Source organism: Paenibacillus sp. MY03, from assembly GCF_002165585.1.
Lineage (GTDB): Bacteria > Bacillota > Bacilli > Paenibacillales > Paenibacillaceae > Pristimantibacillus > Pristimantibacillus agaridevorans.
On the sequence record NZ_MXQD01000028.1, the window covers coordinates 75103 to 89276 of the forward strand.

12 protein-coding genes are annotated in these 14174 nt (G+C 53.7%); 4 read left to right on the forward strand and 8 right to left on the reverse strand.

Going from position 1 to position 14174, the window contains the following annotated elements; all coding sequences use genetic code 11:
* Window positions 1-204 precede the first annotated feature (204 nt).
* The 3 genes from B1748_RS37245 (at window position 205) to B1748_RS20765 (ending at window position 3714) form a co-directional block, all read left to right on the forward strand.
* On the forward strand, window positions 205-1758 hold the full coding sequence (locus B1748_RS37245; protein WP_218781647.1) for a copper amine oxidase N-terminal domain-containing protein: 1554 nt from the start codon (window positions 205-207) through the stop codon (window positions 1756-1758).
* A 48-nt stretch (window positions 1759-1806) separates the two neighbouring features.
* Window positions 1807-2286, forward strand: coding sequence for a DUF4362 domain-containing protein (locus B1748_RS20760; protein WP_087569853.1), 480 nt, complete (start codon window positions 1807-1809; stop codon window positions 2284-2286).
* Between the two features lie 501 nt (window positions 2287-2787).
* On the forward strand, window positions 2788-3714 hold the full coding sequence (locus B1748_RS20765; protein ID WP_087569854.1) for a DMT family transporter: 927 nt from the start codon (window positions 2788-2790) through the stop codon (window positions 3712-3714).
* A 69-nt stretch (window positions 3715-3783) separates the two neighbouring features.
* Here B1748_RS20765 and B1748_RS20770 read toward each other — a convergent pair whose 3' ends face one another.
* The 8 genes from B1748_RS20770 to B1748_RS20805 all read right to left on the reverse strand — a co-directional run bounded on the left by B1748_RS20770 (window position 3784) and on the right by B1748_RS20805 (window position 12296).
* Complete coding sequence (locus B1748_RS20770; RefSeq protein ID WP_087569855.1) at window positions 3784-4422, reverse strand: SurA N-terminal domain-containing protein; 639 nt, start codon at window positions 4420-4422, stop codon at window positions 3784-3786.
* Between the two features lie 185 nt (window positions 4423-4607).
* Complete coding sequence (locus B1748_RS20775) at window positions 4608-4802, reverse strand: CLC_0170 family protein (RefSeq protein WP_087569856.1); 195 nt, start codon at window positions 4800-4802, stop codon at window positions 4608-4610.
* 15 nt (window positions 4803-4817) lie between these two features.
* Window positions 4818-6062, reverse strand: a complete 1245-nt coding sequence (locus tag B1748_RS20780) for a Ger(x)C family spore germination protein (RefSeq protein ID WP_087569857.1) — start codon at window positions 6060-6062, stop codon at window positions 4818-4820.
* On the reverse strand, window positions 6059-7171 hold the full coding sequence (locus tag B1748_RS20785; RefSeq protein ID WP_087569858.1) for a GerAB/ArcD/ProY family transporter: 1113 nt from the start codon (window positions 7169-7171) through the stop codon (window positions 6059-6061). The genes B1748_RS20780 and B1748_RS20785 overlap by 4 nt, the downstream gene beginning before the upstream one ends.
* Before the next feature lie 42 nt (window positions 7172-7213).
* Window positions 7214-8734 carry a spore germination protein gene (locus tag B1748_RS20790; RefSeq protein ID WP_256975804.1) on the reverse strand — a complete coding sequence of 507 codons (1521 nt, stop codon included), beginning with the start codon at window positions 8732-8734 and terminating at the stop codon, window positions 7214-7216.
* A 238-nt stretch (window positions 8735-8972) separates the two neighbouring features.
* Entirely contained in the window at window positions 8973-9947 is a 975-nt protein-coding gene (gene rocF, locus B1748_RS20795) for an arginase (protein WP_179215714.1), read from the reverse strand.
* Window positions 9948-10239: 292 nt separating this feature from the next.
* Window positions 10240-11604, reverse strand: coding sequence for a sensor histidine kinase (locus tag B1748_RS20800; protein ID WP_087569861.1), 1365 nt, complete (start codon window positions 11602-11604; stop codon window positions 10240-10242).
* Window positions 11601-12296 carry a response regulator transcription factor gene (locus tag B1748_RS20805; RefSeq protein ID WP_087569862.1) on the reverse strand — a complete coding sequence of 232 codons (696 nt, stop codon included), beginning with the start codon at window positions 12294-12296 and terminating at the stop codon, window positions 11601-11603. Before B1748_RS20805 ends, B1748_RS20800 begins: the two co-directional genes overlap by 4 nt.
* 282 nt (window positions 12297-12578) lie before the next feature.
* Here B1748_RS20805 and B1748_RS20810 point away from each other — a divergent pair, with 282 nt between their 5' ends.
* On the forward strand, window positions 12579-14042 hold the full coding sequence (locus B1748_RS20810) for a multicopper oxidase family protein (protein ID WP_087569863.1): 1464 nt from the start codon (window positions 12579-12581) through the stop codon (window positions 14040-14042).
* The last annotated feature ends 132 nt before the right edge of the window (window positions 14043-14174 follow it).

Genomic DNA, 14174 nt, shown 5'->3' on the forward strand with positions numbered 1-14174 from the left:
GGAAGCAGGCCGGTCTGTTATTTCCGTTCCATAAGCAATTAACAAAAATGCAGCTGTTCAGCGAGAAACGGATTATTCTCGCGACGAATAGCTGCTTTTTTGCATCCGAGCTTCAATACCAATTTTTTTAAGCGCAACCTTTCCATTCTAGCTACGTCTATTTGTAGAGCAATAATTCCTCATCAATGGTAGGAGTGGAAAATGATGATAACAAACAAATTAGCCAAAACTCTGTTAGCCGTTTCGCTTTCTTTTGGAGCCGTGCTGGCCGCGGCTCCCGCACCTGCCGCTTATGCGGCGGAAGTCGCCGCGGTTAAGATCGATTCCGCCGCCCAAGCCATCGATCGGGCCAATGCGCTTCATCTTATTCCCGCAGCTGCGAAAGCAGAAGCCAAGCTTGTTGGCGGAATTTGGGAAATCACGTTCAGGGGAGAAAAATCGTTCCCTAAAACGACTAACCCGTACTTGGCTGGGTTCATTAAACTGCAAGCAAAAGACGGCAAGGTTACGGAGTATGCGGCAAGCTTGCAATCGGATTACGTCGTGGAGTATCCCAGCGACCCTAACGATGAAAGCACCTTTAAGTTTACTGTCGATGAAGTACGGGATATCGCCTCCAAATTCGTAGAGCAGCAAAACTGGACGCTGGATGTCCAATGGATGGACGATCCTTATCCCATCTCCGATTATATCGCAGGCAGAGAATTCCATACGGCCAGAATGCATATCATTCGCTACGACCGGTCCCACAACGGAATTCGCGACGGATCAAACGGAGGCTATGTGACTGTTGACCGAGTAACGGGCGACGTCCGAGCCTATTCGGTTTATTGGAAAGAGCAAACCTATAGTCCGAATTCCGCCCAAAATGCCGCCGGCCTAATTACTTTGAATGAAGCAGCCAATCGCTTCTATTCCGCTGTTGATCCGTTTTTGAAGTGGCAGGCTATTTACGATCCCGAGCAGCCAAGGCTTATCTATGCGCTGCATCCTCAATATTTGATGACCTACGACGGCAAGTTCCCGAAGGAATATCAATGGGAGAACCCGACGATTCCGGAAAAAATCAAACCCGCCTATTCCAGCGTTTTGGCCAAAAAACGATTGTTGTCGATGTATGATTTAAATCTGGAATACGTGGGAGGCAAGCTGGCCTACAAGCTGCGCTTGAAGCCGGAAATCAACTTCTTCCAGGAAGGTCTGCAGCCATCCATCGACGCGAATACGGGCGCATGGCTGGATTTCTTAAATCATCCCCTTGAGAAGCCTCTGCCCGACGCAGGAGAATGGCTCGAGCAGGCTGCTCCATTCGTCAAGGTAGGATATGCTGCCGCGTTCCTCTGGGATAACGAGCTGCTGCGACTAGAGAACGAACCTTTTATTCAGAATGCCTATACGCTTGTTCCATTCCGGGAGCTGTTGACAAAGCTGGGAGCCAAGATCGGCTGGGATCCCGTGGCGCGCAAAGTAACCGCAAGCAAAGCCGGCACGACCATCGTGCTGACCGTAGATTCCGATACAGCCATCATTAATGGCGAAACGAAGAAGCTGGAAGCGCCCGCGCGGATCAAAAACGGCAGAACCTACGTCCCTGCAAGACTTGTACTGGAGACATTTGGGGCGGATGTCGGCTGGAACGACGAATCCAGGCTTGTCATCGTAAAGACTGCCGACAACGTGCCAAATCCATCTGCAGATGAGCTCAAGAAGCATCGGTTCCAGGCCCAGCTCAATTGGGAGAATAAAGCGCTCAAGTAAGCGGACTTAAGCTAGCGGACTGCAGACACGCCGAATCGGGGATAACACATGAGAAGAACGGGGATGCTCTTGGGAGCGTTGATTGTCCTATTGACGGTCTGGGCCGGGGCTGCAACTTATATGTGGCTAAAGGCCGATCGGCATCAGCATGCGGAGTGGAACAACATCCTCCATCGCTTCAATCAAGCCGACATCGAACGTCTGAACGAGATGGTCCATCGCCATCGTGAAGGCAAAGGCGACTATTTGTTACTCATTCCTCCAGCTTTCGATGGAGGTTACTGGATCCATGATGTACATTCTAACGGCAGGACCATCACGTGGACGATCGACAATACACGGGACGGAATGAGCTCCGGAGCCGACAAAGGGAAACAGGAGTTTATTTGCAAAAACATTCAACTTCGCGAAAACTCCGAGCGTTATGTTTATACGTTGGAACAGTGCGCCGGCGAAGGCGACGAAATCCTGCCCGTTTTCACCTACCGGAAGGATAGCATCGCCGAAAACACAAAAAAACATCGCTAGATTCATTAACGCTCGGCTATTCTGCTTAATCGCACTGCTTCGGAGCTAGATCGTAAGTATTGATCCTTTCATCCAGTGACCGCCTAACGGACAAAAACAACACTATTTTTCGATTTTGCTAGCTTTCCAAAATTTAACGGACACACATGACGTTATTTGCATCATCCGAACGTCTAATGGTTTGGTTTCGACGAAATAGAGTCTTGCCTGTCCGTTAGATTGGGTAGAGGTCAAAAAACGGGCAAATAGCGTCGCTGGTGTCCTTTAGATTTTCAAGCTTTTGTGGGTTGTATGTGATTTACTTTCTTATCTTTCAAAAAAGGCGAGCTCCTCTTCATGCTTGAAGGAGCCCGTCTTTTTTATGCCTTTTTACACGTCTCTCGAGAATCGGGGTGCCGTCGATCTCGTCCATTAACCAAAAATTGCTCTGGCAAACAGCCCCGTCCATAAGCTATATTCAAATATGGACTTCATTACACGACCGAAAGCGAGCTAAACCTCATGAATCGCAGCACGAAAGGTATTACCACATATGAACTTCTTTATGTAGCAGGCATTGTAGCCATCTCGTTCTCTTCCATCTTTATCAAATGGTCTCAAGCCGACGTTGCCGTCATTGCCATGTACCGGCTGTATCTGACCAATCTGCTCCTGCTGCCGTTTGCCTGGAAATACCGTCGCGAGCTGTTCGCGCTTACGAGGAAGCAATGGCTGATGCTGGGGGCCTCCGGTCTTATGCTGGGCCTTCATTTTCTACTCTGGATGGCTTCCTTGCGCCTGACGACCGTCGCAAGCTCCACCGTCATTCTTACGCTTGAGCCCGTTCTTGTTATGCTGGGCTCTTACTGGATCTATAAGACAAAAGCCAATTCCGCCATGCTGGCCGGCATGGGCATCGCCATCATCGGCTCCGTTATGATCGGGGCCGGCGATTTCAGTCTGTCCGGCGATGCGCTGGCGGGCGATATTCTCTCTTTCTTCGGAACCGTCGCTGTGGCTGCGCATATGCTGATCGGCAAAGGTCTCCGCGACAGCGTAGGAGCGTTCCCTTACAACTTCTGGGTGTTCCTGTTCGCCGCTACCGCGCTGGCCGTCTACAACGTCGCTGTCGGCAATCCGTTTACGGGCTACTCCGGACAAGAATGGGGGCTGTTTCTGCTGCTCGCCATCGTGCCAACCCTGTTCGGACATTATTTGTTCAACTGGCTACTCAAATATATGAACGCGACCGCCGTGTCCATGTCCGTGCTCGGCGAGCCCGTCATCTCGTCGCTTCTCGCTTGGGTGCTGCTAAAAGAAGCGTTGACCGGCTATCAGTTGGTTGCCGGCGTCTTCATCCTGTCAGGCGTATGGTTATTCATTCGGCGTGGGCAGGATCGCGGGGCCGAGCTTGCTTCCAAGGCGGCCTCGAATGGCTCCGCCGTTTGACGGCAGCGCCACTTTCTTGGCGACAACAAAACCGGCTAATCCCAAAAGTGTTCGAATGCTAGGGGAACGTTAATACGTCTTGTCATTCTCCAATAACGACCAATCCGTTCGGATGTTGTCTCTCCGCCGCTCCAGAAGCTCACGCTGGAAGTTTCCGAACTCGAAATAATCGCCGATGGAGCCCTCGTCTATGAGTAGCGCGGCCAACTCGCCAAGCAGCACCGCCCTTTCGTAGTTCGCCCTGGTCTCTTCGCTGGACCAGAACGCTTCCTCCGTCAGCCCCGTCTTGTCGATTCGCCGCTGCATCAGCTCCGCCGCAAGTCCGTTCTCGGAATCCGCATCCATCAGCGCCGCCCTTTCGTTGGCAATGACGGAATCAATCTCTTCCTTCGTGGCCGTTAACCCTTTATCCCGGGCATAAGCAACAGAAAGCTCGGTCGCCGTCAGCTCGTCCAGTATTTCCTCGTCGCTCGGTACCGCGAAGTCCGATACCGTCGCGGCAAGCTCCGCATTTGCCTTATAGGAGTGGAACCGTTCAACCGTAATGGCAACGCCCTGCCCCTCCACAAGAAGCGGCTGCTTGTTATCGCCTGACCTCGAATCAATGATAAACATCGTCAACAACAGCAGAACGGCAGCCAGGCAAACAAGGACGACTATGCTCTTCTTCTTCAGTGGTATGCACCTCCATGTTCTTCCTATCGCCATCGAAGCTCTCCTCTTATACGCAGTTTTCCGGCTATAAGACTCAAAAAAGCTGCCGCGCAAGCTCGTAATTTCACATCCAAGGCAAGCCCGGAAACATATACGTTTATGTGGTAAATGCAAAGAGACCTTGCGTATAAATCGCAAGACCTCTTTATAAAGAACCTGTTTACGTGTAGCCGTTCATTTTACAACAACCACAACAGCAACAGACAGGCCGCCGCCAATACGAGATGAATCCAGCCGAAAGCCTTAGCGGTCCTGTAATCCTTGCTCCCCCTGTCCGCCATCGCGACATCGATCGTGAGCAGGAACAGGCCGCAGGCTGCGCAGAGCAGACAGAGGTATCCCGAAACGCCGATCGTCAGCACGCCTACTTCCATATCGGATCCCCTTTCTTACATCGCGTTCATACCGACCCTTCTGATCTTCACGTTAACATCGATATCGAATTCAAGCCGCTTGTACATCTCCTGCCACTTCTCCTTCGACCCGATGTTCTTATTCCAATAACCCGGCTTCTTCGCCCGAACCTGCTCGCCGAAGCCGAAAATGTCGGAGCCCTTGAGCTGGGTCTGCCGGATGACGTTCTGGTAGAACATGGCGGAGGTCTCGCTCTGTACTTGCTCGATTCGCCGTATCGTTTCGGGATCGTCAATGGATAACTCTCCGTTGATTTTCTCCTCCAGATTGGCTTCAAGCTCCACCAAAATGCGAAAACGGGGCAGGCCGTCCTTGATGTCCAGATTGATTCTGGAATAACGGTGCGTGACGTTCGTCATAACCGTCTTGTTGGAATTGTCCTTCTCTAGCTGGACGACTGCCCGGTACCCCGCAGGATTGACTCCTCTAATGCCTAGAAACCCCGAAATCTCCGCCGGCTTGGTCGTTCCGACCAAATGATTGCCGCGGAAATACGCAAGCCCTTGCACGCCCACGTTTTCGTTCTCCTTTATATCTATATAAGGCAGAAATCCTTCCTGACCCAGCTTCGACGAATTGCTCCAGAACTGTCCAATGTAATTCTTCGGAAACTTCCCCATGCGGATCGAATTCTCCAGAGTCGACATCAAATATAACGTAGGCACGCGCTCCAGCTTGGGAGAAGCTTCTATAAGTTTCTCCGCGCGGCCCTTGGCCACCATCATCCAAGCCATTCGACGAACCTCCGGGTTGCGCCGAAAGAAGTCGTTAATATTCTCGATTCCCTTTTTGGCAACGGCTTCGGATAATACAATGACTCTCAGATGGCCGAAAAAAATACGAGCCGAAATTTGCTGCTGCAGGTTCATGAACGCATCGTCGACGGTATGGCCTACGACGCTGATGACCCAGACGGTATCTTTCGTTTCCCCATTGCCTCCCCCAGCTTCGCCGGGACCGAGCGGGATGCGGCCAGGCAGAGCGATTTGAACACCGATGCGGACCATCCCTTTGCTTGGCGGAGGCAGGGAGCCCTTTACATGCGATACCTCTTGCTCCTCTTCCTCGCCCTCTTGGTTACTGACTTCATCGATGGAAACGCCCAGCACGACCGCTCTGTCATCGATCTCAAGCCTGTCCCAGCAGCCGGCGAGCAATGGCATGAACAGAAGCAGGACCAATACGGTCGCTATCAGCCTCGTCTTCGCCATGCCGCTCATGCCTGCGCCCCTTTCTTCCTTCGCGCCAACGCCAAGAGAAGCAGAATTAAGGGGTAAACGATCGTCACCAACAAGCCGTAACGCCCCACGTCTTCAATAATGCGATACATATACTTGACGTTCTGCGGAAGCATCGCCATGAAATAGATGAAGGGCAGCATGACAAAGGACAAGGTGCGGTGCTCCTTCATTCCAAAAAGTTGTTTCATGGCATAGATCGTCAGGAAATAACTGGACAGCAGCGTCGTAAAAACGGCAGTTACCCACACCGCCAGGAAGGCTGCGTCCAATCGCTCCAGCACGTTGGCGGGCAGCGAAGTCGCTTTCGCGAGCTCAAGAGTGGGCCATAACAGCATCTTGATTTCTTCTGAACCGAACACGCTGACGGCCGCCGTGACAATGATCAGATATAAGCCCCCTGCTATAGCTATTCCAAAAAAGCTTGCTTTCATCGCCTTTTCTGGTTTGCGCATGGACGGAATGATCATGGTAATGATAAAGGAGCCCTGGAATAATCCGCCAACAGTCAGCATACCCAATACTACCTTGCCGGAATGGGTCGAGATGATAGGCTCCAGATTAAGCAACTCGGCATTTTTGAGCGAGAGGAACGCGATCAGCAGGCACGGGACAAGAAGGAAGGGGAAGTAGAAGTTATGCATATACGCGAACTGCACGATCGACTTGCGCACGGCAGCAGCCGCCAGCAGCAGCATGCAGATAACCGTCACTTCTACGGGAGTCGTCTTAAGAACCGTCGTGACGACCACTTCGCCGAATTCTCGTGCGGTCAGCGATGTCAAGATCGCGAAGAACAGAATGATCACGAGGCTTCCGATCGCCGCTCCCCACTTGCCTAGCACGCTGCGGCTATATTGGATGATCGTCTGATCGGGAAAACGCACGCCCAGCCAAGTGATGACGGAAAGCCCTGCCATAGCAACGAGCATGCCGAGAAGCGTGACGAGCGGCGCGGCAGAACCGGCCGCGTTCGCCGCGAAGAGCGGCAGAGGCAAAACGCCGACGCCGATAATGGTGCTTACAAGAATGGCCGTAGCCTGGAATACCGTAATGGAGCGGTTCGAATCAGGGGATTGGGAATCGTTCATGGAACAGATATCTCCTTTCCGCTTTGTTTGTTGGGATCGTTCTCAGCTTGATTGGTCCCCGTCCGGCTGCTCTCCGTCCTGGTGTTTCTGAGGAGGGCGAAGCTTGACATCATCCTGCGGGGCCAGGAAGGACGGCCTTCTATTCATCCAACTAAGAGGACTGCGAATGAGCACGTCTTTCATCCCTTGAAAGTTGCCTGGAACGATCGGGCTAAGATAAGGGACGCCGAACGATTTTAACGAAAGCATGTGGTTGGCGATGAGGATTAAACCGATCATGACGCCGTAGAGCCCGAACGTGCCCGCCATGAAAATGAGAGGAAACCGAAGCAATCGAAGCGCCAGCGCTGCGTTGTAAGCCGGGGTGGCGAAAGAACCAATCGTCGTAAGCGCGATGATGACGACGGTGATGGGGCTCGCGAAACCGGCAGCTACGGCCGCTTGTCCGATAACGAGCACGCCGACGATGGAGAGCGCGCCGCCTACCTGCTGCGGAAGCCGTATCGTCGCTTCGCGCAACACTTCCATGGACACCTCCATGATAAGCACCTCCACGACCGCCGGGAATGGAACGCCAGCCCTGCCGCCCGCCACCGCAACCGCAAATTCCGTAGGAATCAACTCGGGGTTAAACGAAATGACGGCTACGTACAACGCGGGAAACACGAGGGAGAAGATTAACGCTACAAGCCGAGCCAGTCTGATGGCGCTCATTAGCAGAAATCGCTCTGTGTAATCCTCTACCGTCTGATAGAATTGCGCGAAGATTGTCGGCACGACAAGAGCCAGCGGGGATCCATCCACGAGGATGGCGACACGGCCTTCCAGCAAATTCGCTACGATTTTGTCCGGCCTCTCCGTGTATTGCACCTGCGGGAACGGCGACCACTTATTATCCTCGATGAACTGCTCCAAATATCCGGAATCCAATATGCCGTCGATGTCGATGTTCGAAAGCCGGCGTTTCAGCTCCTTTAGAAGGTTGGGATCCGTAATATCGCGCAAGTAGCAGAGGGCAACCTTGGACTTGGTTCGCCGGCCGATCTCCATGGATTCCACCCGCAATTGCGTGGATTGCAGCCGATAACGAATCAATCCCAGATTAGTGCCGAGCGTTTCAATAAAGCCTTCGCGCGGACCTCGTATAACCTGCTCGGTTGCCGGCTGCTCGATGCCTCTTTTCTCGATGCCCCGGGTAGATATTAGAAGAGCCGCCTTCACGCCTTCGATCGCGATGACGGTATCACCCGCAAGCACCGCGCTCAATAACCTGTCCATCATTTTCTCGGTTTCGACGCCGCAATGGTACAACGTCTCATTGACAAGAAACTCCGCCAGCTCCTCCCTAACAAGCAATTCGGGATTTAAGTGACTGGGCACATTCATAAGGGGCTTCATGATCTCTTCGTTCAGCATCGTCTGCTGCACCATATGGGAGAAGCAGTATATGACCGCGGAATAATGTCCAAAGATGCGGAAGCGGCGAACGGAGAAGTCGGCGCTTTCGCCGACTGTCTCCTGCATGATGGTGTCGAGCTGGTCGAGATCGCCGTTTAGCTCCATCCTCTCGTATTCCTCCAGCGTATGGTTGACGCTGATCGACACGGTCTGTTGCCTATTCGATTGTCCCTTCCTATTTAGCGAATTCATCAAATCACCACCGACGGCAAGTAGATGCCCAAGATTAAGTTATCTCGAGTAGTCTCTGCCATCAGGGGAAATTCTATCCATGGACCTGGAAATGAGCAAAAGGCCCTTGCAGTCATTCGCCGCATGGACCTCTCTATTCGTATAGAAATAATCATAGAATACGTTTGCCCATAAATGCCGCTGCCAGCGCTACTGCCAGTCCGGACGTTCGGCTTTCTTTATCCTTCAGCGGATTCACTCCTACGATATCCATAGAAGCGATGGAGGGACTGGCCGCCAGTCCCTCCATCGCGAGCCGCGCTTCCCGGAATGTAAGTCCGCCATGCACGGGCGTCCCGACGCCGGGGGCCTCTCCAGGATCCAGCGCATCCATGTCGAGACTAAGATGAATGCCGTCCGAATCGTTGCCTGCCAGCAGAAGCGCGCGCTCGATAACTTCCTGGATACCGAGCCGATCGATGTCCATTATCGTAAAACAATGAATACCATGCGAGCGAATCAAGGTTTTCTCCCCATCGTCAAGTTGCCGGATGCCCACGAGAACGATATTCCGATTGCGCAGAAGCCGTCTCGTCTGTCCGATATCGGTCTGTTTGAATGCAGCGAGCCCCGTTGCGATCGCGAGCACCATACCGTTAGCGTTGCCGGAAGAAGAAGTATGCTCCGTGTTCAAGTCCCCGTGCGCGTCCACCCAGATCACTCCCAGCTTGTCGTATACGCGAGACATGCCGGCAAGCGTACCTATCGCTACGCTATGGTCACCGCCAAGCACAAGCGGAAAGCTTCCGTACAGGGCGGCTCGCGCCACGCGATCCGCCGTTCGTTCGCTCATCGCCCTCACTTGCGGCTCATATTTGATGATCCCGTCTTGTCGGCTTCGCGGCGACAGGTTAAGACTGCTGTTCGCATAAACTGTCTCTGAATTCGTATCCTCGCTGTCGGCGTCCCGATGCGGTTGTTCCAGCCGTACCTCGTCGCAGCTCACCCCATGCGGAGCCAGATGCTTCAATTCATCCAGCAAGCCTGCCGCCAGTATGCTCGTCGGCCCCTGTTCCGTACCGGCAATTCCGCCTCCCAAGCCAAACGGCACCCGGATTACCGATATTTTATCCCGCGAAATGTTCATGCCGCTCATCCTCCCATGATGACTTTACAGGCAGCTACGGAGTGGCAGATTCCAAAACTCGCTTGATGCGGATAACGTCCCAGTCGATATATAACATGAACCGATTGCCCTGCGGAACGGTTTGCAATAACAATGGGCATCGGCATGTAATTGCAGGTCCTATATTACTCGGCCAGCGGCATGGCGTCCCGTGATGAAGGATTCGGCGTTGGCATGTTCATGCGAAAGGTCCCCTCGTCGCCTAATGTGTTATTATCCTATTCACGGGACAATGCCTGCGAACCATAAATCATTATTTTTTTTGGCTCGCGGGCAGTTTCACGATGAACGTTGTACCGATCCCAAGCTTGCTCTTAACTTCAATTGAGCCCCCATGAACGGCGACAAATTCTTTGGCAATGGCAAGTCCGAGTCCCATCCCCCCGCTGTTACGATCCCGAGCATCGTCGCTGCGATAGAATCGGTCAAAAATATAAGGCAGATGCTCCGGAGCTATGCCCGGGCCCGTATCCGCAATAGCTGCAACGACCACCGATGCTTCGCTGCCGGCAGGTTCAAGCTCAGCGCCGATCTCGACAGTGATCGTTCCTTCGTCAGGCGTATAACGCATCGCGTTCCCGATCAAGTTTAGGAATACTTGCGTCATGCGATCCCAATCCAGCCATAGCTGAGGGTTGCCGCTTCGGTCCTCCAGGACGAGCGTCATCCCGCGCTCCTCTGCTTCCTCGCCGTATCGGTTCAAGATCCGTCCCAGCAGCTCTTCCAGCGACCCCGGTTTACGATCCAACACCAGCTTGTGCGCTTCCGCCATCGACAATTGATGCAGATCGTTAACCAGCTTGCCGAGCCGGATCAGCTCATCCTGCAGCGATAACAGCTCATGGGGTTCGGCGGCTCTCCCCTGCTGCTGAAGCAAGTCCAGCTGGCCTTGCAGGATGGTCAGCGGCGTCCGCAGCTCATGCGCAACGTCCGCCACCAGACTCCTTCTGGCAATCTCCGTTCGCTCCAGTTGAGTCGACATCGCATTAAACGACTCGGCAACTTTACCGTACTCATCCTTGCCCAGCACAGGTACCTGGGCGCCAAGCTCCCCGCTGCCCAACCGATCGATGGCGGGTACGAGCGACTGAAGAGGAGCTGTTATCCGTTTGGCAAGCCAATAAGCCGCGATTAAAGACACAAGCAGCAGAATAACCGAAAATGCCAGCAGAATGACCGTCACGGAGCTTCCGATCCCGTATTGAAGCTTGGCCAGATTAGCCGCCTCGGGATGGTAGTAATATAAAATGCCGACTTCGACTCCATCTGCAAGGAGGTCATGCTTCTCTCCGAATGCTCGAATCTCGACTTCATTGCGGGAGCCGGCTAGAAGCAGCAATTCCCGATTCTTCGATAGCAGGAGAAAGCTGGTCTCGAGCGGACCAGCGTCATCGGATGAGAACTGGTTCGTTGCATCAATGCCGCTCCATGTTTTGTCGTGAGCGTTATAGTAGTCCAATAGCCGGTCCGCCAGATGGGCGACCTCTTCGTCGCGATTCGCGATATCCATATATTTTAACGCCCCGTTTACGACGAATACGGCAATCAGGATATGAATGAGACTCAAACTCGCTACCAGCGCTGCCATCGCGAGGAACAGCTTGCGCCGAACGGTCATAAGGACGCACCGCCGCCGAACCGGTAGCCGAAGCCGTACACCGTTTGAATATAGACGGGGCTTGACGGATCAGCTTCGATTTTTTTGCGAATGCGGCTAATGTGTGCGTCGACCGTTCTCTCGTCGTTGAGCAGATCCTCGGCCAGCGCAGCCTGAAGCAGCTGCAGCCGGCTGTACACGATGCCCGGCTTCGCCGCCAGCGTCAGAAGCAGCTTCAGCTCCGTAGGCGTCAATGTCAGTTCCTCGCCCTGCTTCCAGACTCTGCATTGCGACTCCGAAATCGAGAGCTCGCCCCTTTGCAGGATCCTCTCCTTGTCGCCCCCCGCTCCCTCCATCCGCCGCAGAACCGCTCGGATTCGCGCATGCAGCTCTCTTAGAGAAAAAGGTTTCGTCAGGTAATCGTCGGCACCCATCTCGAGCCCTACGATTTTGTCCGTCTCGTCCGTCCGGGCCGTTACCATGATGATGCCCATCGCAGTCTCGCGACGCAGCTCCCGACAGACGTCGATGCCGCTCATTTCCGGCAGCATCCAGTCCAAAATGGCAAGCTCCGGCTTATGTTCCTTCGCCAGACGAAGCGCATCAAGGCCCGTCTTCGCCGTTACCACGACATACCCTTCCCCCTTCAGGTAAGGCTCCACGAAGTCCAATACCTTCTGTTCGTCATCTACAAGCAGCAGCGTATGCGCCATTCAAGATCCTCCCTTTGTTGAAAATATAGAAACGAAATCGACATCCTTTTTCGATTTTTCCCGGAATGTAACGCGCTTCGCCGCAAAAAGGCGACAGTCGTTTCAACTTGTACTTCTAGCCTTGTGCTTCTAGGTTGTATGTTAGAGCTCCGGAATCGCCTTGTCAAAAAAAGAATAACCTCTCTCCGCAATTTCACGGAATACGAAAAACTTCGTCACAGGTTCACAACATTTCATTGCTACAATCGGTACATCCACTTAGGAAATGAGGCGAAATCATAGATGAAACGACTACGATCCCCGCTGGTTCCGATGCTCTGCATCGCCGCCCTCTTGGCGCTGCTTCCCCTCGTAACGGCGGCCTGCGGCATGTATAAGCTGAAATATCCGGAGGAGATCAATATGGCCGATATGAGCGGTCATGCCGATCATGCCGATCATGCCGGGCAGATGAACTCCGGAAGCGGCACGGCAAGCGATGGAGGCTCCTCCTGTGCAGACATGACGGAGGCGTCGTCCTCTGCGCCAACTTCGGCCTTCGATCTGACGGCCTATAAGACGAAGGTCGATATCGGCGGCCGAACCGTCTCTGCCTGGACCTTTGACGGGACGACGCCCGGTCCCGAGCTTCGAGTTCAACAAGGGGACCGCGTCATTGTCAACCTTAACAACAAGGATATCGACAGCGGCGTCACCATTCATTGGCATGGCATCGTCCTCCCCTGCTCGCAGGACGGCGTCGCCGGCGTGACGCAAGACGCGATCAGCCCCGGCGAATCCTTTACGTACGAATTCATAGCGGGGCATGCCGGGACGTACTGGTACCACTCGCATCAGCAGAGCTCCGAGCAGGCTCAAAAGGGCCTGATAGGCAGACTGATCGTGGAGCCCCGCGAGGATTCTCTTCGGTACGATAGGGACTACGCGGTCACGTTGCAAAAGCTTGCCGACAAGCATTGGCTGACCAACGGCAAGCGTGGAGGCGACACGCTTGCCGCGAAGCCCGGGGAGCGTATTCGGCTCCGCCTGATCAATAGCTCCAGCGAGGTGCAATGGATGGGCGTTGCTGGAGCGGATTTCCAAGTCGTCTCGATGGACGGACAGGATCTAAACGGTCCGGACGTCATCCGGGATCAATGGATTCCGATCGGAGGCGGGCAACGTTATGACGTGCTGCTGGCCATGCCTCAGAGCGGCCAAGTCGAGGTGTACAGCCGGAATAAAGAAGCGTTGCGCGTTACGCTTGGGGAAGGGACCGCACCCGCCCTGCTCGACAAAAAAGGCGCCGAATTCGATCTCGCCTCCTACGGCACGCCGCTTGATGACGGCGTTACGGCCGACATGACGTTCGACCGCGAATACGAGCTCGTACTCGGTCTGCTGGACATCAACGGCAAGCGATTCCATGATATCCCTCCCCTTATGGTCAAGGAAGGCGAATGGATCAAAATCACACTTAAGCACGAGTTTGGCGCAGAGCATCCCATGCATATGCATGGCCATCTGTTCAAGGTGCTGACGAAAAACGGCAAGCCGTTGACGGGAAGCCCTGTATACGCCGACAGCGTTTTACTCTTTCAGGGCGACGAATACGAAATCGCGTTTCAAGCCAACAACCCCGGCCTATGGATGGAGCATTGCCACAATCTCGGCCACGCGGCGAACGGCATGTCGATGATGATTAATTATGAAGGCGTCACGACGCCGTATCGCGTTGGCACGAAGTCGGGCAATTTGCCGGATTAGCGCCCGGCCCGGCTGATGAATGTACATTTTTGCAGAAAAATGGGCTCGTATCGTGGGCATTTTTTTGGATATATGCCGCCCGTACCGTAGGCATTTTGCAGAGATATGTCCCGCGTATCATGGGTATTTTGT

Excerpts from the sequence above, each read along its gene's own strand:
- B1748_RS20775 (WP_087569856.1), bottom strand. The coding sequence starts at position 4,802 with ATGGAAGTAGGCGTGCTGACGATCGGCGTTTCGGGATACCTCTGTCTG.
- B1748_RS20790 (WP_256975804.1), bottom strand. The coding sequence starts at position 8,734 with ATGGAGCTAAACGGCGATCTCGACCAGCTCGACACCATCATGCAGGAG.
- rocF (WP_179215714.1), bottom strand. The coding sequence starts at position 9,947 with ATGAACATTTCGCGGGATAAAATATCGGTAATCCGGGTGCCGTTTGGC.
- B1748_RS20810 (WP_087569863.1), top strand. The coding sequence starts at position 12,579 with ATGAAACGACTACGATCCCCGCTGGTTCCGATGCTCTGCATCGCCGCC.
- B1748_RS20770 (WP_087569855.1), bottom strand. The coding sequence starts at position 4,422 with ATGGCGATAGGAAGAACATGGAGGTGCATACCACTGAAGAAGAAGAGC.
- B1748_RS20805 (WP_087569862.1), bottom strand. The coding sequence starts at position 12,296 with ATGGCGCATACGCTGCTGCTTGTAGATGACGAACAGAAGGTATTGGAC.
- B1748_RS20785 (WP_087569858.1), bottom strand. The coding sequence starts at position 7,171 with ATGAACGATTCCCAATCCCCTGATTCGAACCGCTCCATTACGGTATTC.
- B1748_RS20800 (WP_087569861.1), bottom strand. The coding sequence starts at position 11,604 with ATGACCGTTCGGCGCAAGCTGTTCCTCGCGATGGCAGCGCTGGTAGCG.
- B1748_RS20760 (WP_087569853.1), top strand. The coding sequence starts at position 1,807 with ATGAGAAGAACGGGGATGCTCTTGGGAGCGTTGATTGTCCTATTGACG.
- B1748_RS20780 (WP_087569857.1), bottom strand. The coding sequence starts at position 6,062 with ATGAGCGGCATGGCGAAGACGAGGCTGATAGCGACCGTATTGGTCCTG.
- B1748_RS37245 (WP_218781647.1), top strand. The coding sequence starts at position 205 with ATGATAACAAACAAATTAGCCAAAACTCTGTTAGCCGTTTCGCTTTCT.
- B1748_RS20765 (WP_087569854.1), top strand. The coding sequence starts at position 2,788 with ATGAATCGCAGCACGAAAGGTATTACCACATATGAACTTCTTTATGTA.